15 protein-coding genes are annotated in these 21783 nt (G+C 55.4%); 9 read left to right on the top strand and 6 right to left on the bottom strand.

Features of this window, described 5'->3' with window-relative positions:
* Window positions 1–33: 33 nt before the first annotated feature.
* Window positions 34–1350: an MFS transporter gene (locus JR346_RS00305; protein ID WP_205482496.1), complete on the top strand. Its 1317-nt coding sequence runs from the start codon at window positions 34–36 to the stop codon at window positions 1348–1350.
* Window positions 1351–1680: 330 nt separating this feature from the next.
* On the top strand, window positions 1681–2718 hold the full coding sequence (locus JR346_RS00310) for a YrzE family protein (RefSeq protein ID WP_205482497.1): 1038 nt from the start codon (window positions 1681–1683) through the stop codon (window positions 2716–2718).
* Between the two features lie 84 nt (window positions 2719–2802).
* Here JR346_RS00310 and JR346_RS00315 read toward each other — a convergent pair whose 3' ends face one another.
* Window positions 2803–3177, bottom strand: coding sequence for a hypothetical protein (locus JR346_RS00315; RefSeq protein WP_205482499.1), 375 nt, complete (start codon window positions 3175–3177; stop codon window positions 2803–2805).
* A 92-nt stretch (window positions 3178–3269) separates the two neighbouring features.
* Window positions 3270–4172, bottom strand: coding sequence for a shikimate dehydrogenase (locus tag JR346_RS00320; protein ID WP_205482500.1), 903 nt, complete (start codon window positions 4170–4172; stop codon window positions 3270–3272).
* A 179-nt stretch (window positions 4173–4351) separates the two neighbouring features.
* Here JR346_RS00320 and JR346_RS00325 point away from each other — a divergent pair, with 179 nt between their 5' ends.
* Together JR346_RS00325 and JR346_RS00330 are read left to right on the top strand one after the other, a co-directional pair.
* Window positions 4352–9238 (top strand): NAD-glutamate dehydrogenase, encoded by a 4887-nt coding sequence (locus tag JR346_RS00325; protein WP_205483777.1) that lies wholly within the window; start codon window positions 4352–4354, stop codon window positions 9236–9238.
* 148 nt (window positions 9239–9386) lie between these two features.
* A complete protein-coding gene (locus tag JR346_RS00330) occupies window positions 9387–9854 on the top strand; it encodes a GyrI-like domain-containing protein (RefSeq protein WP_204877720.1) in 468 nt (155 codons plus the stop codon).
* 671 nt (window positions 9855–10525) lie between these two features.
* Here JR346_RS00330 and JR346_RS00335 read toward each other — a convergent pair.
* Window positions 10526–11164: an arsenic metallochaperone ArsD family protein gene (locus JR346_RS00335; RefSeq protein WP_205482502.1), complete on the bottom strand. Its 639-nt coding sequence runs from the start codon at window positions 11162–11164 to the stop codon at window positions 10526–10528.
* A gap of 85 nt (window positions 11165–11249) precedes the next feature.
* Window positions 11250–13469 (bottom strand): SMI1/KNR4 family protein, encoded by a 2220-nt coding sequence (locus tag JR346_RS00340; RefSeq protein WP_205482506.1) that lies wholly within the window; start codon window positions 13467–13469, stop codon window positions 11250–11252.
* A gap of 932 nt (window positions 13470–14401) precedes the next feature.
* Between JR346_RS00340 and JR346_RS00345 the strand changes: the two genes are divergently transcribed.
* The gene (locus tag JR346_RS00345) at window positions 14402–14608 is read left to right on the top strand and encodes a cold-shock protein (RefSeq protein WP_204877717.1); all 207 of its coding nucleotides are present in this window, start codon (window positions 14402–14404) and stop codon (window positions 14606–14608) included.
* A gap of 154 nt (window positions 14609–14762) precedes the next feature.
* Here JR346_RS00345 and JR346_RS00350 read toward each other — a convergent pair whose 3' ends face one another.
* Complete coding sequence (locus JR346_RS00350; RefSeq protein WP_205482507.1) at window positions 14763–15701, bottom strand: sucrase ferredoxin; 939 nt, start codon at window positions 15699–15701, stop codon at window positions 14763–14765.
* Window positions 15702–15807: 106 nt separating this feature from the next.
* Here JR346_RS00350 and JR346_RS00355 point away from each other — a divergent pair, with 106 nt between their 5' ends.
* The 4 genes from JR346_RS00355 to JR346_RS00370 all read left to right on the top strand — a co-directional run bounded on the left by JR346_RS00355 (window position 15808) and on the right by JR346_RS00370 (window position 20427).
* Complete coding sequence (locus JR346_RS00355; RefSeq protein WP_204877715.1) at window positions 15808–16191, top strand: RNA-binding S4 domain-containing protein; 384 nt, start codon at window positions 15808–15810, stop codon at window positions 16189–16191.
* A gap of 260 nt (window positions 16192–16451) precedes the next feature.
* Window positions 16452–17792 carry an MATE family efflux transporter gene (locus JR346_RS00360; RefSeq protein ID WP_240333967.1) on the top strand — a complete coding sequence of 447 codons (1341 nt, stop codon included), beginning with the start codon at window positions 16452–16454 and terminating at the stop codon, window positions 17790–17792.
* 67 nt (window positions 17793–17859) lie between these two features.
* Window positions 17860–19353, top strand: a complete 1494-nt coding sequence (locus JR346_RS00365) for a DUF1846 domain-containing protein (RefSeq protein WP_204877714.1) — start codon at window positions 17860–17862, stop codon at window positions 19351–19353.
* Window positions 19354–19500: 147 nt separating this feature from the next.
* Window positions 19501–20427, top strand: coding sequence for an SPFH domain-containing protein (locus JR346_RS00370; RefSeq protein WP_205482508.1), 927 nt, complete (start codon window positions 19501–19503; stop codon window positions 20425–20427).
* Between the two features lie 86 nt (window positions 20428–20513).
* On the opposite strand, the gene JR346_RS00375 is transcribed toward JR346_RS00370, so the two are convergent.
* Entirely contained in the window at window positions 20514–21518 is a 1005-nt protein-coding gene (locus JR346_RS00375) for an Abi family protein (RefSeq protein ID WP_205482509.1), read from the bottom strand.
* Between the last annotated feature and the right edge of the window lie 265 nt (window positions 21519–21783).

A 21783-nucleotide genomic window follows, 5' to 3' on the forward strand; every position in this document is an offset into this window, starting at 1 on the left:
GCGCACACCTGAGAACAAGGGGGTGCGGGGCTTATGGGTGAAGGAAAAACTGTGGCACCTACAGCAGGCACAATCGCCAAAAATCCGCGTAAGGCAGCATTCGCCTCATGGATCGGTTCTGCCCTTGAATATTACGATTTCGCGGTTTTTGGTACAGCGGCTGCGCTGGTTCTCAACCAGATTTTCTTCCCCGACGATTCGGCGGCTTTGGGCACTCTCAAAGCGATGATGACTCTGGGTGTTGCCTACGTGGTGCGCCCCTTTGGCGCGATGCTCATGGGCCCGCTGGGCGATAAATTCGGGCGCAAATTTGTACTGATGCTAACCCTCTTCCTGATGGGTGGAGCCACCTTCGCCATCGGATGCCTGCCCACCTACGAACAGGCTGGTATGCTCGGCTCAGTTCTTCTGGTGCTCTGCCGCGTCCTGCAGGGTCTCTCAGCATCGGGAGAACAGGCATCTGCCATTTCCATGTCGCTGGAACACGCCCATGACAAATCCCGCGCCTTCACCACCAGCTGGACGCTGCAGGGCACCCAATTCGGCTCACTACTGGCAACTGCCGTCTTCATTCCCTTCGCCGCGCTACCCGAAGAACAGCTGATTTCATGGGGCTGGCGCGTACCCTTCTGGCTCTCCGCCTTCGTGGTTCTCGCCGCCTGGCTGATTCGCCGCACCCTCGAGGAGCCACCCGCCTTCACCCAGACAATCACCGTGCGTCCGCACTCAGCTCCCTTGGGCGAAGTCTTCCGCAACCACAAACGCGCAGTACTCGCCGTTGCAATGTGCGCCCTAGTTAACACCGTCAATATGATCTTCACAACCTTCGCCCTCTCCTACGCCACCAAAGGCATCGGCATTGAACGCGGCACCATGCTGTGGGTTCCCGTTGCGTCCAATGCGCTGGGTCTGCTCGCCATTCCGCTCCTCGCTCGCCTCTCAGATAAGGTTGGACGCAAGCCCGTCTTCATTGGCGGCGCACTAGTTGCCGGGGCGCTCATGTTCCCCTACCTCTACATGATTCACGAAACCAATATCCTCGGTATCTTCGTGATCGGTGTGCTCATGCACGGCGGCTTCTACTCCATGGCAAACGGCATCTGGCCCAGCTTCTACGCAGAAATGTTCCCCACCCGCGTCCGCGTCACTGGTCTGGCACTGGGCACCCAAATCGGTTTTGCCCTTTCAGGTGGGCTAGCACCCGTTGCCGCTACCGCGCTCGCCGGTGCCGATCTGACCGGCTGGGTGGGGCCTTCCATCTTCACTGTTGCCGTGGCAGTTCTGGTGGCTATCGTTGCTAGCATGCAGCGTGAAACCGCCCACCTGCCGCTCGAAGACATCGACCGCTAAAACGTCCGATTATCCCCACAGAGTCGTGTACAACACTTGCTCAGTACCCGGTCAAGTCTTCGTTTAAGGAGCTAAATAGACTAAAATAGCTCCTGACGTTACGCAACGGTAACAACCGTGCGTACCTGGCGAAAGCCTATAAATCTTATGTTTTAGACGCATCATCTGCCCTAGATTCAGTAATTTATTCACAGGTTCTAGGGCTTTTTGGTGAACTCCCCTTGTTAAAAATGAAACTTTTGACACGGGATATAAAGCGTTGAGAGCAACAAGACTAAAAAATAGAAAGGTCACCATATGACCTTTCGTCACTCTCAAGAAAGAAAAACGATGAGCAAAGTTCAGAAGACTGCCCAGCCGGCAGCTGGCCGCTCCTTGCGTGCAACCCTCACCGAGGGTCTTGCTACCGAAGCGGGCAACAACATTTCATGGCGCAGCGTTTTTGCTGGCCTCGTCACCTTCATCTCACTCTCATTGCTGTTCACCCTCGTAGGTGCAGCAATTGGTTTGGGCGGTACTGACCTAACCGCAGCAGACCCCACTGCTGGCGTAGGTACCGGTCTCGCAGTGTGGACTATCTTCTCACTGATTCTTTCACTGGGCCTCGCTGGCTTCATCGCTGGTTTGACCGCTAACCGCGCGGGTTTCATCCACGGCTTCTTGACCTGGGCAACCGGCGTTATCGCAATTGTTATCCTAGCTACCTCAGCTGTATCATCAGCTTTCGGTGCTGTCGGTAACATGCTCGGCACCGCAGGTCGCGCAGCAGGCGACGTTGTTTCAACCGCCACCAACGCAACCGGCGACGTATTCAACCTCGTCGCTGAGCAGGTTGAACTCGACACCACCGGCATTGACCGTGAAGTCATCACCGCTCTGGAAAACAGCAAAATTGAGCAGCTGCACCCCGACTACCTGCAGTCACAGCTTGACGCAACCATCAAGGACGTCCAGGATGCAGGCAAGCGCATCGTTGTTGACGGTGAAGACGCAGGCGCTGTAGCTGAAGATGTTAAGGGCAACATCGAAGAGCGCGTAGCATCGGTGACCAAAAACATTGACCGCCCCACCCTGGAACGCGAAATCGCTGCTAACACTGACATGTCACAGCGCGAAGTGAGCCAGGCAGCTGACAACATTGTTTCAGCCTACGAAGATGCTCAGAAGAACGCTGAAAAGCAGCTCAACAACCTGCAGTCAGGTGCTCAGGAAGCATTCGACCGCGGCGTAGTTGTTGCTAACGACGCAATGAACAACACCGCGAAGTACTCCCTGTACCTCTTCGCTGGTCTTGTGATTGCTGCTATCGTAACCACCGGCGCTGGCGTTGCTGGTTCACGCTTTGGCAACAAGGTTCAGAACGTCTAAGGAATTTTATTCCTAGATACATGAATCCCGTGGGGCTCGTCTGAGTTCCGCGGGATTTTTGTTTAAAGATTCTTGGAGCGTAGGTTAGCTGACCTTTTTGAGCAGGGCTGTTAGCGCAGTTCTGGCTTCTGCCACCATGTCTTCGGGTGAGGTGAAATAGTATTTTTCGGTGATAGTTGTACCGGACGCGGGCACGAACAGCTCCCCGCCAAATGCAGCCGGAACAGGGTTTGGGCTCTCTGGCTCTTCTAATAGGGTGTAGCCGTAGGCGGTGGTGTCATCGAAGCTGAGGTTCAGCACGTAGCGGTGCGCTCGTCCGCCCACTCTAAAGGTGCGCGAAAGGTCAGCATCATCAAGAAACTCACCGTCGAGTTCTAACCCGCCGTTGTATTCAAGCTCCCACCCGAACTCGCGCGCCAGCGCGTAACTGACCTCTTTAATGCCGGTATCTTGTGCCACGAAGGAGCCTCCTGAGAAAGAAAAATGGATTGTTATATTTTACTACCCTGCCCAGAATGCAATTTAAGACATGTTTTGGGTGAAAATATGCCTTAAATTGCATTCTCGATGGGAGATCCAACCAGGGTTGCGAAGTGTTCCCTCATGCGGTGTGCGTTGGGGGTGATGTCGGCGATCAGGGCGAGCGCGTCCACTGCTTGACCTACCGCCATGTAGCCGCCGGGTAGAACGTGGCACCCTAGCTGGCGGGCGGCAACAATGAGCGGGGTTTCTTGGGGGAGGTAGATGACGTCGGCAACCCACAGATTTGCGTGCAGGAGAGAAAGGTCGAGGGGCGCACCGGGGTGTACGTGCATGCCAATGGGTGAGGCATTAACGAGGCCCTGCGCTTGGGGTAGGACGTTGGCGAGTTGTTGTGGGGCGGTGGCGATGACCTGCGCCTGCGGAAAAAGTGCCTGAAGGTCGAGGGCTTTTTCGGTGGCTTTAGCGGCGTCGGGGTCTACCAGATGTAGGACGCGCACCCCTGCTTTCAGAAGGGCGTAGGCGGTTGCTGAGCCGGCACCACCGGAGCCTAGCTGCACAACGGTGTGTAGGCGTCCTGAGGCTGCGGTGACTTTGGGTAGCCCCCATTTCATGCCGGTGAGAAAGCCGGAGTAGTCGGTGTTTTCGCCGTGGCGGGTGCCGTCTGTATTTATCAGAACAGTGTTGACCGCGCCGAGGGCTACGGCTTCGGGGGAGATGGTGTCGAGGTAATCGAGCACGCTCTGTTTGCAGGGGTGGGTGATGTTGAAGGCGTTGAAGCCTAGGAGGTGGGCGGCATCAAGCAGCGCTGGGAGGGAGTCGCCGTGAAGTTCTAGGGCGTGTAGATCTATGGGGCGGTAGAGGTAGTGCAGTCCGTGGTGGGTGGCTTCTGCTTCGTGCATGGGTGGGGTGAGTGAGGCTGTGATGCCATCGCCGATGAGACCCACTAGGTACGACTCGTTTCTCAGGCTCATAGGGCTTTATCTTAGTGGTCTTTGCCGGGTGGTTAGTAACTGTTTTTACGGTGTAAGACGGTGGGTGTTTTCGCTCAGGTGAATGAGTGGCTGATTAGATAGCCGCGGGCTAGACTTAAAAGGATTTGCAATTGAATCTATGGCGGGTACACAAAGATGTGGCTTGCACTATGAAAGGCATGACGTTGGTCGAACACAATGGCGTTGAGAACAAGTGGTCAGACGAGTTGGAGTGGGTGAATCAGTATATTCTCCATTCCACTGAGGATGAGTTGTCGATGTTTTCGGCAGCTGATATTGAGCAGATGGCGGTGGCGCACCGCAAGCTGGCGGGTAGGCGTGAGCGCGGCCAGGCGGTAGTTGATGTTATTGATGTTGCTGGTGCTTCTACGGTGTTGCTGGCAACGGATGACATGAGCTTTTTGGTGAGCTCCGTGACGGCGCAAATTGCGGCGAAGTATGGGGGTATTGCTACCCTGATTCACCCGACCTTCATTGTTCAGCGTGATGATGCGGGTAATTTGGTTGATCTTAAGGGCACGGGTTTGGCTCAGCCGGTGGCGTCCGGTGATACGGTCTCGCTGCCGAGTTTGAAGGTATCTGACGAGTCAGGACGCACGTTTGTTGAGTCGTGGATTGCTGTTCGTCTTACTTCTTTGGTTGAGGGTGAAGACCGTGCCCGCCTGATTGCTGAGATTGCTGAGATTCTTGATGATGTGAAGGTCGCTGCTGCTGACCGCGCGCAGATGGTGGAGCGCGTCCTTGCTATCGCTGATTCGATGGGGGAGCTGCAAGATATTACCCTGGGTGGTCCTGAACATTATTCGGGTTTTGTGAATTCTGAGGATGACCCGGCGTCTCGTGTTGCCCCGGTGCAGGAATTCTTGCGGTGGCTGACGCGCGGTAACTTCTTGTTACTGGGCGTGAAGGCGCGTGATCTTTCGGGTGATTCCTCTGCTGTGGTGTTGGAGGATCGCCCCGGTTCTGCTTTGGGTATTTTGCGGTATGACGCGGACGCCCCTGCTCGCCGTATTGAGCTGACGGGTACGGCGCTGAATAACGTGAAGACCCCGCATCCGCTGTATATTACGAAAGCTAATTCGCGTTCAACGGTGCATCGTCATGATTACCTTGATTATATTGGCGTGCGCGATTTTGATTCTTCGGGCAAGGTTGTTGGCGAGTATGTGATTCTTGGTTTGTTCTCGATGCAGGCGTATGCGCTGCCGGCTGCTGAGACTCCGCTGGTGCGTGAGCGTGTGGCGATTGTGCGTCGTCGCTTGGGCTTCCACCCCGGTTCGCATTCTGATAAGACTCTTTCGGGTATTATTGAGGATTTCCCGCGTTTGGAGCTTTTGCACTCGAACGTGGAGTCTTTGACGGAGATGTTCCGCGGCATCATGGGTCTTGAGGAGCGTCGCACTACCCGCTTGTTCCTGCGTCCTGATGCTTTTGGTCGTTTTGTGTCTGCTGTGGTGTTCTTGCCTCGCGACCGTTATAACACCGCGGTGCGTCAGCGTATCGAAGAGGTGTTCCGCAGCGAGTTTGACCTGCTCAATATTGATTTTGAGGTTCGCCTCTCGACCTCGTCGCTGGCGCGCTTGTATTTCCGTTTGCGTTTGACTGACCCCAATACGGTGCCGCAATTGGATGTTCAGGCAATCGAGAAGCGTCTACAGCAGACGGTTCGTTCGTGGGGTGAGGCTGCGGGTGCGGCGCTTGAAGAGGGCGGACGCGCTTTGGCGGCTGCGTGGGCTGAGGCTGTGCCGATGACCTACCGTGCTGACTATGAGGTTGCGGATGCGGTAGAGGACGTCGCAATTTTCGAGTCGCTGGATGCTGATGCCGGGCGTCCTGCCGCTGTGCGTTTGGTGGAACATAACGGTGTGACTCGTTTGAAGACTTATCTTTCGAAGGCGCACACTCTAACCGAGTTGCTGCCGGTCATGCAGAATATGGGTCTGACGGTGCTGGATCAGAAGCCCTATGAGATTACTCCGGCTGATGGTCGTAACTTCTTGCTCTATGACTTTGGTGTGCAGCTGCCTGAGGGCGTTGAAGCGCAGGCAGTGCAGGATCTTTACGAGGACTCCCTGAATGCCTTTTTGAAGGGGCTGCGTGAGTCTGATTCACTGGATCGCCTGTTGCTTGCCGAGCAGCTGTCGTGGCAGCAGGTAGCGATTTTGCGCGCCTACACTCACTACCTGATTCAGCTGGGACGCGGTTTCACTCCCCAGTTTATGGCTGATACTCTGCTTGCTTTCCCGCAGGTCACCGGTGTCTTGGTGCGTTACTTTGCGGTCAGCTTTGACCCCGATTTGGGTCTGTCTGAGCAGGAGCGAGAAGACGGACGCGCTGCCCTCTGGGCTGATTTTGAGGCAACGTTGGGTGAGGTGCCCACTCTTGATGCTGACCGTTTCTTGCGCTCCTTGGGTACGGTCATGGCAGCGACCTTGCGTACCAATGCGTATGTGGGCAGCTACTCACGGGCTATTAAGGTTGATCCTGAGGCGATTGATTTCGCACCTCTGCCCCGCCCCAAGTTCGAAATTTTCGTTTATTCCCCGCGCGTGGAGGGTGTGCATCTTCGTTTTGGTTCGGTAGCCCGCGGTGGCTTGCGCTGGTCTGACCGCCGAGAGGACTTCCGCACCGAGGTTCTGGGTCTGGTTAAAGCTCAGATGGTGAAGAACTCCGTCATTATTCCTACCGGCGCGAAGGGTGGTTTCTACCCCAAGCAGCTACCTAATCCTGCTGTCGATCGTGATGCTTGGATCACTGAGGGGCGAGAGTCCTACAAGATTTTCATCCGTTCATTACTGGATGTCACCGACAACCTAGAGGTTGCAGCTGACGGCACCGAAACCGTTGTACACAACCCGCGCGTCATTGCCCGCGATGGTGATGACTACTACCTGGTTGTTGCAGCCGACAAGGGCACTGCGGCATTCTCTGATACAGCTAATTCCATTAGCGAGGAATACGGTTTCTGGCTGGGGGACGCCTTTGCTTCCGGCGGGTCGGTGGGCTATGACCACAAGGCGATGGGCATTACTGCCCGTGGTGCCTGGGAGTCGGTCAAGCGTCATTTCTCCGAGCTGGGAATTAACTGCCAAGAGGAAGAATTCACTGCAGTGGGAATTGGTGATATGAGTGGTGATGTCTTCGGTAACGGCATGATGCGCTCACGCACCACCCGCCTGGTTGCCGCCTTTGACCACCGCGATATTTTCCTCGACCCCAACCCTGACGCGGCGACCTCCTTTGAGGAGCGCGTGCGTCTGTATGAGACCCCCCGTTCGTCCTGGCAAGACTACAATCGTGAGCTGATTTCGGCAGGTGGTGGCGTCTACTCGCGTGGCGCTAAGTCGATCGATATCACCCCCGAGGTGCGCGAGGCGTTGGGTATTTCCTCAAGCGTGGAAAAACTGGCTCCTGCAGAGCTAGTCTCAGCGATCCTGCGAGCGCCGGTTGATCTGGTCTACAACGGCGGAATTGGCACCTATGTGAAAGCTGCATCGGAAACCCATGCTGAGGTGGGCGATAAAGCCAACGATGCTCTGCGTATTAACGGCGGTGAAATTCGCGCCAAGATTGTCGGTGAGGGTGGTAACCTCGGTTTCACCCAGCTGGGTCGCATTGAAGCCTCTGAGGCTGGCGTGCTTATCAATACCGACGCCATCGATAATTCCGCGGGTGTGGAAACCTCTGACCGCGAGGTGAATATCAAGATTCTGGTGGACCGCCTGGTGACCGCCGGTCGCCTCTCGGCTAACGAGCGCGCGTCCTTCATTGAATCCCACCGTGAAGATGTCGGTGCGCAGGTGCTGCAAACCAACGTCGAGCAGAACGTACTCTTGCAAGCTGAGCGTCACGGCGTGATTCCCGGTGTTGAAGCCTACATTCGTCTCATCGGTTATCTGGAGCAAGAAGCCGGTCTCAACCGTGAGGTGGAGTTCATTCCCGGTGACCAGAAGATCCGCGAGCGCTACGAAGCAACCGGTATTACCCTCACTGCCCCAGAGCTGTCGGTGCTGGCTGCTTACGTGAAGATTCACCTGACTCACCAGTTGCAGCAGACCAACTTTGCTGATGACCCCTGGTTGGGCGGCGTGCTACGTAGCTACTTCCCGCCCGCTCTGGTGGAGCGTTTCGGGGACGCACTTGAAACGCATCCGCTGCGCCGTGAGATTATCTGCACTCAGGTGGCAAACGAGATTGTGAATATTGGCGGCATTACGCACGTTTACCGCGTCATCGAAGAAACCGGTGCGCCGGTGGATGTAGTTGCCCGCGCCTTCATGGTTTCACGTGAAACATTCGGTCTTGCGGATGAGGCAGCCCTGCACCGCGCCCTGCCTGCCGACACTCCTCTAGAAGCCTGGCAGTCAGTAATTCGCGACTGGCAGCGTATTCTCGACCGCCTGGTGCGCTGGTTTATTGCCGAGCGTTCTGTGGTGGTGGGGCACCCCATTGCAGATATGATTGAGCGCTTCTCGCACATCAAGACCCTGCGCGAGAACCTGCCCGACTATCTTTCCGAAGACACTCGTGCGCGCGTCCGCGCCAAACGTGAGCAGGCGCAAGAGTGGGGGCTGTCAGAAGAGCTTACTGTTTACTGGATCCGCGCCTTTGAGTCCTTTGCGCTGATGGATGTACTGCGTATTGCAGAAGCAAATGAGCTGGACGCCGACCAGGTAGCCCACCTCTACTTCTCAGTTTACGACCGCTTCTACATCAATGACATGCTCACCTTCGTCTCGCATCTGCCGCGTACCGACCGCTGGGAGACCCTGGCTCGCTCGGCGCTGCGTGATGACCTTTACGAGATCGCTGCCGCCGTGGCGTTGAAGGTGGCACGTGAGCAAGGTCTGGACGCGTCCATGGACACCCCCCAAGAAACAGCCGAGTTGTTGCGCGATTGGGTTCGCATCAACCCCGTCCGTACCGGACGTGTGGACGATATGTTTGATGAGCTGCGTGGCGGTGCTATTGCTGAGGGTGAGCGCCCCCGTCTGGCAGTGCTCTCAGTGATGATTCGTACCCTGCGCGCGATGGTTACCAGCTAGTCAGCGGTTCGCCGAGATCCTGATTTATCGCCCAAATCCTGATTTAAAACAGGATCTCGGCAACAAATCAGGATCTCGGTGGTTGGGGTGGCATCAACTAGACTGGGAAAGAGAAAACTTCTACCCACTTTTATAAAAGGAGCTGCCCATGATTGGTGCTCACGTTGAACACAAGGACGAGTTTGTGCTGGCTGGTTTTCGCGAGCTGGTGAGCCAGGGCGCTGATGCGGGCATGGGTGCCCTGTGGCAGAAGCTAACCAAGCACGCTGAAGAGCGCGGCGTAACCATGGAGGGTGTGCGCCTTTTCGGTGTCATTCTGGGTATGAACCAGAAGAATCAGTTCGATTACATGGCTGGTATTTTGGTTGAAGATAAGGACGTCGCGGCGAAGCTCGGTTTGAACGCGATTGTTGTTCCTGCCGGTGAGTTCGCGGTGACGAATGTTGAGGGTTCCATTCCGATGAGCATCATGGCAGGCGTGGATTTGCTGATGGGAAAGTACCTGCCGACCTCCGGTTTCACCCCCAACGGCCCGGTTTTTGAAGCCTACGGTCCCGGCGACCCCACCGCCGATGACTACCAGATGCAGGTGTGGGTGCCGGTTAAAGCCGCCTAGCGCTCGAACCAGAAAAGATTATGTGAACGTGTACTCTGTGCGCACGAGGTGCCTATTGCGATGGTGTACCCCGTGCGGGCAGGGCACATTTCGCGTGTAAGGCATCTCTATTCTTCGATGAACTTCCCGGCTCTGCGGGAGCTACCTTTTGAACTGCATCCGCGTTCGCGTTCCCTGCACAAAAAAGGGGGAAGTGCGGGTGGGTGCCGGGGGTGCAGCGTCCGGTTATTCTTCTTTGGGTACGTAGGCATTCTGATTTTCCGGCTAAAGTTCCAGGCGGTGAATCTGCGGGTGCGAGCTTGTACTCTGCTCATAATTTCGTTACCTGGTTCGCTACACGCGGGGTAACCGTAGCGCTCAAGAGTTGCCTCAGATGGTGGCGAAATCGGCACTCTTGAGATGCGCGGTAATATCGAACCCGCGGTCAAGATGTCGTTTCATACCACGTCAATGGTGGCGTCGTGAAAAAGGCGTTGCTCAGCGGTGAAGGTCGCGCAGACCAGCGCATCCTGGTCGAAAATGGTGGGCAGTCAGAACTGAACTAGCCTACACAAAGCCTTATCGCTTCAGGGCACGGGGCGTGAACATAGAGAATGGGCAATTGCTGTTCGCTGGTAGACACCAGATGAACAACAATTGCCCACTTTCAGAGAAGTTCAGAACGGTTGGGGTTACGAGCCGCAGCCACAACCGCCGCAACCACAGCCACCGGTGTTCTGCGCGGCAGGCTGCATCATCGCCTGGGTGATAGATAAGGACGCGCCGCCCCCCTTCACCGCCACCGAACCCTGGGTGGGAATACCGTCGCCGAAGTCGCCACCCATCAGGTTCACGCGGTTACCGATCTCCGGGCCGCCCACGGGGTTCTCAGCAATACCCGCCAGCGTTGCCGCGAAACCAGCAGGATCAAGGGCAGGAGCTGTAGCGGGGTCATCTGCGCCACCGGTGCCACAGGCAGCTGCCGCCGCAGAAACCTTCTTCTGCTTCACCTCGTTGCTACGCGAGAAACGGCGCATCTGTTCAACGGTGGGGTACATGTACGACACCTTCACCAGACCGTCTGCCAACATCACCGGCAAAACATTACGCCCCGAAACCTCAATCAAATCGGCAACCGGCACACAATCCTCAAAAGCTGAAGGGTACGAATCCGTAGAGTAAACCGCAATATTTGCACCCTCATCAAGAAGCGCCTGCGCCTGCTCCAAAAACTCGGTGCGCTGGGCATCGCCCGCGTCCTCAGGGTTCTCACCCTCACCCCAGATAAAAATTTCTAGCTCACTGGTGCCCAACTCATCTTTACGTGCCATCACACTACCTTTCTGCACTGAAACCTTACGCCACCTGTAACGGAAAAGGCCGAGGAAAAACTTCCCGACCCTCACCCCTCACCTACTACCCAAACCAGCGCTTGAGGGCACTACGGAAACCGCCCTCGTCGCTGCCGCGCTCGCCGCGGTGCTGGTCAACAAAACCTGACCTGGTCTCTTCAGACTCCTGACGCTGGGCAACTTCATCGAGCTTAAAATCAGCGACCGACTTGCCGCGTTCATCCTCCATGACCTCTTGCTCTTCAATGATGATTTCACCCTTGGATTCTGATGCTGGTGGGGTTGATTCATCACGCAGCATCGCCAAAGCCTCAACTTGGCTGCGGTACTCTTCGCGCGGCGCAGTCGTCTCGGCGCGTTCTGCTGCCTCATCGTAAACGCCGCTAATCTGCTCTAGGTAGGCGCGCGCCTCGCGGGTAGCGTCATCCTCAGAAACAGCTGGGGTAGCACCACCGACTGAACCCGGTTCGGTGCTGATAAAGAAAGAACTCGCTGACTCAAAATCACCCTTAGACGGTGCCAGGGTGTGCGGCATCTCAGCCTCCACCAAGAAGCGCGAATCGGTCTCAATCTCAGCGGGAGTCTTCCACTCCTCGGTGCCCTCAGCCACATCAATGCGGGGAGTATCATCGTCGGCAATCAGCGGGGTGGGCTGGGTAGCGGGGGAGAGCTCGGAGGTCTGAATAACGATGTCCTCGCCCTGCTCCTTGCTGCTCTCTGTGGGTTCAGCCGATTCAGCTGACTCAGCGGTCAGTGCCTCAGGCTCCCTCTGCGTCGAGCTTTCAACCGGCTCAGCTGACTCAGCCGGGGCAACAGATGCAGGTTCAGCAACTGCGTCCTCACTTGCTGCGCCCTTCCCCTCAGCGGGAACACCTTTAGGCGTTGCCGCGCTCGCTTCGGTCTCCCACTCATTGACGCTTAGTGGCTTGGTGCCGAACTGAGTGAGGACGCGATTGACCACCTCGCCCTGCTCAGCGGTGAGTGCATTAGCGGTGGTGAACTGCGCTATATTCAGGTGCTTAGGCAGATTGTCATCCTCGACCAATACCGTCCACACGCCAAGAGGTGCGGTCAGGCTGGTAATGCTCAAATTCTTCGCTGCCGAAGTGTTCGCCAGTTGATAGTCATGATGCTGGGTGAAGCGCAGCTCTTTCAGATGCGTCAGCGGAGTGAGCTGTTCAAGATCGAACGGTGTTGAAAGCTGCTGAATCTCAATGACCGTGCTCTCTTTCAGGTGCTGGGCGCTCGGCGTCACACCGTCTGCGAAAACAGCAACATTGCCGTACTGAGCATCAACATCTGAAACGTCTCCTGCACCCTGCCAGCTCGCAGCGCGCGCCTGGGCAGAAACCAGCTCACCGTTAATGAACTCGGTCAGCGAACGGGCAACCAGGCGCGGAGGAGTCAGCTCACCGTGGGTGAACTCCACTACCTGACCGGCGCGTCCTGCCGGGCCCGGTGCAATATCAAGAGCAAACTGATTACCGGCGTCATTGCGGGCAAAAACAATCCACTCACGGGCAGTAAACAGCGGGCGAACAGCGTCCGTCTCGGCAGGTGCGGGCATCGGAGGAATCTCAGATCTACCGGCGCGCAGAGCATCATCAACCACGTTGTCGCTCTCACCGGTACCCGCCTGCAAATCAGCGGCAAACACAGGTTTACCCTCAACTTCAGCGACCTCACCCTCACGCACCAGCGCGTAATAAAAGCGTAGCTCCGGAGGGAACTCAAGACCACGGCGCTGCTGCTCAGCGTCCAACTCAACCATCGAATAACCGGTGCCGTGCCCACGCTGTAAGAGGAGCTTACGCATCAACAAAGCATCATTGCGTACTGCCGAATCCTCAGCGACAGCATTCGCGTCCTCATCCTCACGGCCAATAGGGGTGGGAGGATGCAAACGCCCCGCCTCAACGGTCTTTGCCTTAAAATCAGCGGCAATAACCGGGGCATGACCCTGCACAAAGGCAGAAGAATCAACCTCAGTGACCCTCACCGGTGCACCAGCCTCAGACACCACTTTCACGTAGTAAGACTCCGGCAGATAACCCTCACCCAACAGTTGCGCCAAGGTCTTTTCAAGCATCGCCGCAAAAGCCTTCAGGGACGGTGCCAAGGTAGAAGTTCGCACCCCATCGCTACCGTAGAAAAAGGGGCCATTCAGTACCCCGTCGTCCACAGAAAAAACAAACTCAATACGCTCATGCGTTGCAGATGCGTGCCACTGCGACAGTGCAGCAATGGTCTCAAGGCGCGAAGACAAGGGGAGAGTAGTGCTCATGTTCTCCATCATACAAGCCGTGCCTTACAAAGTGCCCGCCACCGTCCCAGCTTCTACACGCGGGTGGGCAGTTTGCTGTAACAGGGCTGCGTGCCCGCATCGACAGCAAACACACGCTGATTTTCCCCTCTTGGGCGGACGCCTGCGCCAGGGTATTGCGCCGCAGTCTCGCACAACTTAAAAACTTTTTAAAAAGTTTTTTAAAACCGCGTCATAAAATCCGTCATCACCCCTCTTTAAGGGTGACGGCGTGAAAACCGCCCCTTGCTAGACAGTGTGTTCAGTGATTAGGGAATATGCGTGAGTAGAAAGTGTCAGTAGCTCATCCTGGGGAACTGCTGGTTTGTTTTCTACTAGCGCGTACGTGCGAAGTGAAGTGCTGATGACTTCGTGCAACTGGGCAAGCAATGCGGTAACAGGTTGGGGAATCTGTTACCGCAAGCAAGGAGCGACGCTGAAGTCACATGCTACTGGGGAGTAGCCTGTTGGCTCCGGCAATGTCGTTGCTCTGACCCGCACCGCTATGGGGATAGTCGGTACGAGCAGAACCTGCTGCAGGTGGATACCTCGGGGAAAGATAACCTCCTGCAACCTTTAAGTTCCACGATGCTGTGGAGCTCATTGGCTAATCATTGGGGAATGACTAGCGCATACAACACCGGTAAAGGCCCGGTGATCGCTCCGTTAGGGTGCGGTCGCCGGGTCTTCTCCATACCCCGCACAAGCCCCTTAAAGGTGTTCTCGCTCTCATAATGCCCTTTTTGGCGAAAAGCAGTGTAGGCTAAAGGAAGTGCTCATCGGTTGATGTTGTAAGTATTTTAGAAGCATTGTAGTTTTTGATTTTTTTGCGTTTCATCCACTGGAAAACATGAGAGCACGACCTTCGCGTTCGAGGTTTGAACGCAGGAAATTTCCAGTAAGGAATAACAAAAATGGCTACAGGTATCGTCAAATGGTTTAACGCTGAAAAAGGCTACGGATTCATCCAGCCCGACGACGGATCAGAAGATCTGTTCGCTCACTTCTCAGCAATCAACTCAAACGGCTTCCGTTCACTCGAAGAAGGTCAGTCCGTTGCATACGACCCCGAGCAGGGTCAGCGCGGCATGCAGGCAGCTAACATTACTGTCCTGAGCTAATAAGCTTTTATGAAAATCCCCACCCTCCAAAGGCGGGTGGGGATTTTTTGTGTACTGAATGAAAGTCTTGCGGAGGGTATGAAATTGTCTCCGTGGTTATTTACATTTCCCCGTACTTTAACCACGGGGAAATGTAAATAACCACGGGGAGAAGTCAAACCGTTTCTGCCAGGCTTACTAGCTCTACACTCTTTCCTGGCTTAGGGGCTTTGCCGCAGGATGCATAAACCTCCGGCAGGGTGCGGGTGGCCGTGGTTGCTACCCAGCTTCTACCGTTTGTGTGGCTGATGCTCACCTTCATCAACTCATTATGGTTGTTTTCTGGTGTTTCACGTGAAACATAAAGATCGTTCATGCCAGCAGGCTCACCCTGTTCAACCAACAAAGACCTCACCGCAAGGTCAGCCACCTGTTCCTCAGGTGTGTAGCAGGAGCGTCCGCGCAGTCCTTCGAGTTCAGGGGCATCCCCGCGATGGAGAGCCTCGAAAGTCGCCCGTGCGCTGGCTGGGCTGAGTCTGCCGTAGGTGTAACCGGTGGGCAGAAAAATAGCGACCGGGGCAAACCGATGCCCTCCGGTGTGGGAACACTCCCAAATATTCTCATCGGGAAAAGCCGCATCAAGTGCCGACGCAATGGGACGACCAAACACTGCGCAGCAACGATCACGTTTGGAATGGGCGCACAGAAGGGCAAGAGTTTGCCCGGTTTCTTGCGCCCCGACAGTGGGCAGAAGGTGCGGAGCATCAAGGGGCAGGTGCAGTAAATCCTCCGGCGAATCGACGGTGAGTTCGTACAGTTTTTCTGCGCCCGGCTGGGTGACTGCTACAAAGACTCGACGAGAGTTGTGAGTATCAATCTGACCGGCGCGTCCGGGTTTGCGAATCAAAAGCAGGCGCGCACCGGCGTCCCTCATCTTGTGGGTGAGCGCAGCAGAAAGCTCGGCACCAAAGGTAGTGCCATCGAGAATATCTTTGCCCCAGTTACCGGGGTGCTCCAAGCAGACCCAGACAGTCTCAGTAGATGCTGTGCCCGGTAAGGGTTCGGCGTTGAGCAGTGAACAGGAGTCAGCGGGGGAGGTGCGAGGTGAACTCATGCCTCTCACTTTACCGCCGCTGCGCTCGGGAGGGAGCGGGTTTTGTATATTTCATCTGCGGTTCAAGAGAGTTAGGTAGTTTGAGCTGCTTGGTAAGCTGGTGGGCATGGCAAGTGAAGAAACGAAACCCGTTCGGGTAGACGCCTGGTTGTGGGCGGTGCGTATTTTCAAGACGCGCGGGCTAGCCACGGACGAGTGCAAGGCTGGGCACGTTCGCGTCAACGATGAGCACGTGAAACCTTCGCAGAAGCTGCGTATTGGCGATGTGGTGCGCGTGCGCTACCCGGGCTGGGAGAAGGTGCTTAAGGTCGAGAAGATGCTTGCCAAGCGAGTGGGTGCGCCGGTGGCGGTGACCTGTTATGAAGACTTATCAGAACCTCGACCTGCTTATTTCAGCGCCGGTGTTCCCCGGCGTGATCGCGGTACCGGCAGACCGACCAAGTTAGAGCGCCGCAAGCTCAATGACCTGCGCGGTTATGAGAAACAGTAATGACCATAATCTACCGTTTAGCGACCCTTACTGATGCGCCTGCTCTTGCTGCTGTGGTGCAAGCGTGAACGTTTGGTTTGTGGGCGGTAAGAGACCACGAGCCTTGGTTTGAACCGTTTTGTTGGTGAATCAGCGCAGTTCTGAGGAACCCCCCGGTAGCAAGCTCGCCATGCTCTCGTCCATCGCGAAGGCGAAACTGACCGGTGAGCGTCCCTCGTGGAACCAGCGGAACTATTGCACTCTCGGCTAGGGTTGATGGAGTGAAAACCTCTACGCCCTCCCTCAATCGCCAGATTCTCGCCCTCGCTGTACCGGCTTTTGGTGCCCTCATCGCTGAGCCGCTTTTTGTGATGGCTGATTCTGCTATCATCGGTCACTTGGGCACCCCGCAGCTTGCCGGGCTAACCCTCGGTTCTACAGTGGTGCAAACCATTGTTGGCTTGGCTGTTTTCTTGAGCTATTCCACCACTCCGGCGGTTGCGCGCGCGTTTGGTTCCGGTGATTTGAAGAGGGCATACACGGCAGGACGCGATGGGTTGGTCACAGCCTTGATGCTGGGAGTTTTGGTAGCAGGTGCCCTCTGGCTAACTGCGCCGGGTCTCATCACAGCACTGGGTGGCACCGGTGAGATGCACACTTTTGGCGTGGACTATTTACGCTGGTCACTGCCGGGACTGCCAGCTATGCTCGCGGTGCTTGCTGCGGTGGGCGTCCTGCGCGGTATGCAAGACACCAAAACCCCGCTCTACGTTGCCACTGGTGGCGCGGTGCTCAACGCCGGGCTGAACTGGGTACTGGTCTACCCTGCGGGTATGGGGGTTGCAGGTTCGGCGCTGGGAACATCGGCGGTGCAATGGCTCATGGCGCTAGTCTTGGGAGCAATGGTGGTGCGTGGCATGCGCGCCCATCATGTCTCAGCATTACCGGGAATAACCGGGGTGGCGGGGGTGTTGCGCGTGGGGTCTTGGTTGATGTTGCGCACACTTTCAATGCGCATCGCCCTACTTGCCACCGTGTTTGTGGTGACCGCCCAAGGTGCTGAAAACCTCGCGGCATACCAACTGGTGCTCACCTTCTTCAACTTCCTCGCCTTTGCTCTAGACTCTCTTGCAATCGCTGCCCAAGCCCTGCTGGGCAAAGAACTCGGCGCTCGCAATCTTGACCGGCCCGCAGAGCGCGATGCAGTGGTCGTTCTCAAGGATCGCCTGGTGCGCTGGGCACTCGGATTTGGCCTAGTCACAGCCCTGTTATGCCCGTTAGTTGGGTTCTTCGCAGCACCGCTTTTCACCTCTGATTCTCAGGTGCAACACCTCTTTGCGCTCGCCATGCTGGTGGTTGCGGTGGGGCAGCCACTCGCGTCCTACGTCTTCATTCTCGACGGTGTTCTCATCGGCGCCCAAGACGTGCGCTACCTAGCACTTGCCTCCCTGCTCAACGCGGTGGTTTACCTGCCCATGCTGGTAGCTGTGTACCTGATTTTCTCGGGCAGCGCATCTGTTGCCGGCTTCATCTGGCTCTGGGTTTCCTACGCCCTTGGCTACATGGGAATACGCGCTCTCACCCTGGGGCACCGTGCTCGCCAGGGCGTGTGGATTAAGTAAGGACGCATCCGACCGCCGGCAGGGTGCGCGGCAGAGGAACCGAAATCGCGTGCTATGGTTAAACTCCATGGTGAATAAAATTGGTTTTGACCGTGAGAAGTACATCGAAATGCAGTCCGCTCATATCAAGGAGCGTCGAGAGCAGATCGGTGGCAAGCTTTACCTCGAAATGGGCGGCAAACTATTTGACGACATGCACGCCTCTCGTGTGCTGCCGGGGTTCACACCCGATAACAAGATCGCGATGCTCGATCACATTCGCGACGAAGTTGAGATTCTAATTTGCATCAACGCCAAAGATCTCGAACGTAACAAAATCCGCGCTGACTTGGGTATTTCCTACGAAGACGACGTTTTGCGTCTGGTAGATGTTTTCCGTGAGCGCGGTTTTTTGGTGGAGCACATTGTGCTGACTCAGATGGAAGACGACGACCGCAAGGCTGTTGCTTTCAAGGAGCGTTTGGAGCGTCTGGGGCTGAAGGTTGCCCGTCACCGTGTGATTCCCGGTTACCCCGCAAACACTGATTTGATTGTGTCTGAAGAGGGACTGGGGCAAAACGAATTTTCTGAGACCACCCGCGATTTGGTGGTTGTAACCGCGCCGGGCCCCGGCTCAGGTAAACTGGCTACCGCGCTTTCGCAGATGTATCACGAACGCAAACGCGGTGTTGAGGCCGGTTACGCGAAGTTCGAGACTTTCCCCATTTGGAACCTTCCTCTAGAACACCCCGTCAACCTGGCTTACGAGGCGGCAACCGTTGACCTCAATGACGCCAACGTGATTGACCACTTCCACCTGAGCGCCTACGGCGAGTCAACGGTTAATTACAACCGTGACGTTGAAGCATTCCCGTTGCTGAAAACCATGCTGGAGAAGCTGACCGGCACCACCCCCTACCAGTCACCGACCGATATGGGTGTAAACATGGCGGGTAACTGCATTACGGACGATGCCGCTTGCCGTCGCGCGTCCGAGCAGGAGATCATTCGCCGCTACTATAAGGCGCTGGTTGATGAAGCGCGTGAGGGTCTGGATTCTACCCAGTCTGACCGTGCCGCTATTGTTATGGCGAAGGCTGGCATCAAGTCAACTGACCGCATGGTGGTTGAGCCCGCCCGCAAGCGTGAGGAAGAGACCCAACTGCCCGGCGCTGCAATTGAACTGCCAGATGGCACTATCGTTACCGGTCGTACCAGCGATTTGCTGGGTTGTTCATCGGCGATGCTGCTGAACGCACTCAAGCACCTGGCCGGTATTGACGATGAGGCACACCTGCTCTCACCCGAGTCGATTGCTCCGATTCAGAGCCTAAAAACTGAGCACTTGGGCAGCACTAACCCGCGTCTGCACACAGACGAGGTGCTGATTGCACTGACCGTTTCAGCAGCTACAAATGCGGACGCGCGTGCCGCCCTAGAGCAGTTGAAGAACCTGCGCGGCGCTGATGTTCACACCACCACCATTCTGGGTTCGGTTGATGAGGGAATCTTCCGCAACCTCGGTGTGCTGGTGACCAGCGACCCGAAGTTCCAGCGTAAGAGCCTCTACCAGAAGCGATAAACCCTTACCGCCGAGATCCTGATGTGTTGTCGAGATCCTGTTTTATGTCAGGATCTCGGCGATTAATCAGGATCTCGCTGTTTAAGGATGCGGATAGCGGGTAGGGTTAAAGCATCAGTTCGTCGTAGGGAGATTTAAGGGGTTGAGATGGTGCTAGGTACTGTTTTGATTTTTCTGGGTCTGGTACTGCTGGGTGTTTTGGGCTTGATGTTGCTCATGAGTATTCTGGTGGTTCCGCAGTCAGATGTGTACGTGATTGAGAAACTGGGTAAGTATCACCGCACTCTCTTCTCCGGTCTGCATTTTCGGATGCCGTTTGTTGACCGGGTTGCCTACAAGCAGACGCTGCGCGTGAAAGAGCTTGACCTGATGGTTGCAACAAAGACCAAGGACAACGTGTTCGTTCAGGTTCCTGTGAACGTGCAGTATTTCGTGAACGAGAACGAGCAGGATATTAAGAATTCGGTGTACCGCCTGTCTAACCCTGAGAACCAGATGCGTTCTTACATTCAGCAGAATATTGTGGGGTCACTGTCGAAGCTCGATCTTGATGAGGCGTACGGTTCACTGCACCAGGTTGGTCTTGCGCTGCAGGGTGAGCTGACCGAGAAGATTGGCGAGTACGGTTACGTTATTAAGGATACGAACGTCATTGACGTTGACCCCGCGCCCGAGGTGAAGGACGCGATGAACCAGGTGAACGCGTCCGAACGTAAGCGTCAGGCACAGATTCTGACCGCCGAAGGTAACAAGGCTGCCGCGATTTTGGAAGCTGAAGCTGAGCGTGATGCGCGCCGTCTACGCGGTGAGGGTATCGCCCAGGAGGGCGACGAGATCGCTAAAGGCATGAAGGAGCGCATTGATAAGCTCAAAGACGCGGGCCTATCAGCCGAGGCTGCTGTGGAGTGGCTGAAGTTCAACGACGGCATCGCAGTCTATACTGCTTTAGCGTCGAGCAACAACGCCAAGATCATCATGATGGACAACAACCTGGGCCCGACCTCCGGTCGCCCCATGACCTCCGAAGACATCACCCGCAGCATCATTCGCGCGGACGAGGTACAGGGTAGGTAGAGAGTATATATTACATTGATCTTTTACGCGCTGCAGGGGCTGGCAGGTCTCCTGCAGCGCGTTTTATAGGGGTGGAGGGAAAATGGTTAGGGAGTGTGGAGTTTCCACAAAGGATCTTGTTCCCATCTATTGGGGAAACCCATCTGCGACTCTGTGAGAAAAGGAATGTCAGCCAAGTTGTCCTGCACTAGATTTGCGACGTTCTTCGACCAACTTGAACCCGGTGAGACAGCCTCAAGTGTATACGCTATACACGTCAAGGCACCGTATAATTTTTCACTCTGAGGTAACGGCAAGGAGCTTAGCTGAGGGATTTGTCTTAGTATAGGCGTACCGACAGGAGGTAACGAACAGTTCCAGATCCGGGCATGATGGGCCGCTTTGTTGCGTAGTACTGTTAACTGCCGTAGAACTGAAGCGAGAGGATGCGCGTCCCTATATGCGGAGTTTTGATTACTTGTTCGACGTATTGATGAAACGTCAAAACCTAATAAGTCAGCGATTTTTTCTTGTTCCGTGGTCTTCAACATACTATAAGTTTTAGACATATCGCTGAAATCTAGAACATCGGCGAGTACCCAGGGAGCTAGCAGAACACCATATTTTTCCACGTTGTGGTGAACTGATGTTCGTTCTCTTGAATTGAGGGATCTACTGATACGACCAGTCACTGTACTGATGAGCTGGTAGTGGTCAAACTCTTTGCGAGGGTTGATCCTAAAAGTATCTCTTTGATAGAAAGCGAGGGGACCCATCGCCCCTAATGTTTCTGCTAGCGCTGTTCGTCCGGCAATTTCTACTCTTTCGATGCCGTCGTGGACTAAAGTTCGAAGTTTTCTATCAAATTCGTAGAGTTTTACAATGTCTGAAAAATCTGTGTTTGGCTGGAACGTATCATCGCGAATTGGGGTTCTTTGTCCAGTGGATGCTGGATTCTCTGTGCGGCAGATGTACCAATATCCACTTAACCGATAATAACCAACATAGCTTAGCCACTGCTGCGCTTCAGCTGGGTCAATCAACATCCCGCGGCTCTTCAGTAGGTCAATTTGTTGGTTGATAGTGGTGTAAGGCTTAATCTGCGCATCCATAGTTTTAAGGTAGCAGAAAAGAAATCCAGCCCACTCCAGAGAAACGAGTTTCTCCGTGCGGGCTGAACGATTAATACATACTTTACATGTATCTGTGGATAAATGCCATATTTATGTAGATTATGTGCATCACGAGGTCTCGTGCGGACGCGTGGGCCGGCTGTGCGGGTTCCCGATCTTTTCACGATCTTCTTGGGGGCTGGATCCAGCCTGAACGACCATGATGTTCCTAGCGTTGAGAGAAGGGCATCATGGATTTATTGCA

The organism is Rothia sp. ZJ932, from assembly GCF_016924835.1.
Classification (GTDB): domain Bacteria; phylum Actinomycetota; class Actinomycetes; order Actinomycetales; family Micrococcaceae; genus Rothia.

Coding starts and splice junctions, on each gene's coding strand:
- JR346_RS00330 (WP_204877720.1), top strand. CDS start 9,387: ATGATTGGTGCTCACGTTGAACACAAGGACGAGTTTGTGCTGGCTGGT.
- JR346_RS00325 (WP_205483777.1), top strand. CDS start 4,352: ATGACGTTGGTCGAACACAATGGCGTTGAGAACAAGTGGTCAGACGAG.
- JR346_RS00350 (WP_205482507.1), bottom strand. CDS start 15,701: ATGAGTTCACCTCGCACCTCCCCCGCTGACTCCTGTTCACTGCTCAAC.
- JR346_RS00310 (WP_205482497.1), top strand. CDS start 1,681: ATGAGCAAAGTTCAGAAGACTGCCCAGCCGGCAGCTGGCCGCTCCTTG.
- JR346_RS00355 (WP_204877715.1), top strand. CDS start 15,808: ATGGCAAGTGAAGAAACGAAACCCGTTCGGGTAGACGCCTGGTTGTGG.
- JR346_RS00365 (WP_204877714.1), top strand. CDS start 17,860: ATGGTGAATAAAATTGGTTTTGACCGTGAGAAGTACATCGAAATGCAG.
- JR346_RS00340 (WP_205482506.1), bottom strand. CDS start 13,469: ATGAGCACTACTCTCCCCTTGTCTTCGCGCCTTGAGACCATTGCTGCA.
- JR346_RS00375 (WP_205482509.1), bottom strand. CDS start 21,518: ATGGATGCGCAGATTAAGCCTTACACCACTATCAACCAACAAATTGAC.
- JR346_RS00345 (WP_204877717.1), top strand. CDS start 14,402: ATGGCTACAGGTATCGTCAAATGGTTTAACGCTGAAAAAGGCTACGGA.
- JR346_RS00320 (WP_205482500.1), bottom strand. CDS start 4,172: ATGAGCCTGAGAAACGAGTCGTACCTAGTGGGTCTCATCGGCGATGGC.
- JR346_RS00370 (WP_205482508.1), top strand. CDS start 19,501: ATGGTGCTAGGTACTGTTTTGATTTTTCTGGGTCTGGTACTGCTGGGT.
- JR346_RS00335 (WP_205482502.1), bottom strand. CDS start 11,164: ATGGCACGTAAAGATGAGTTGGGCACCAGTGAGCTAGAAATTTTTATC.
- JR346_RS00305 (WP_205482496.1), top strand. CDS start 34: ATGGGTGAAGGAAAAACTGTGGCACCTACAGCAGGCACAATCGCCAAA.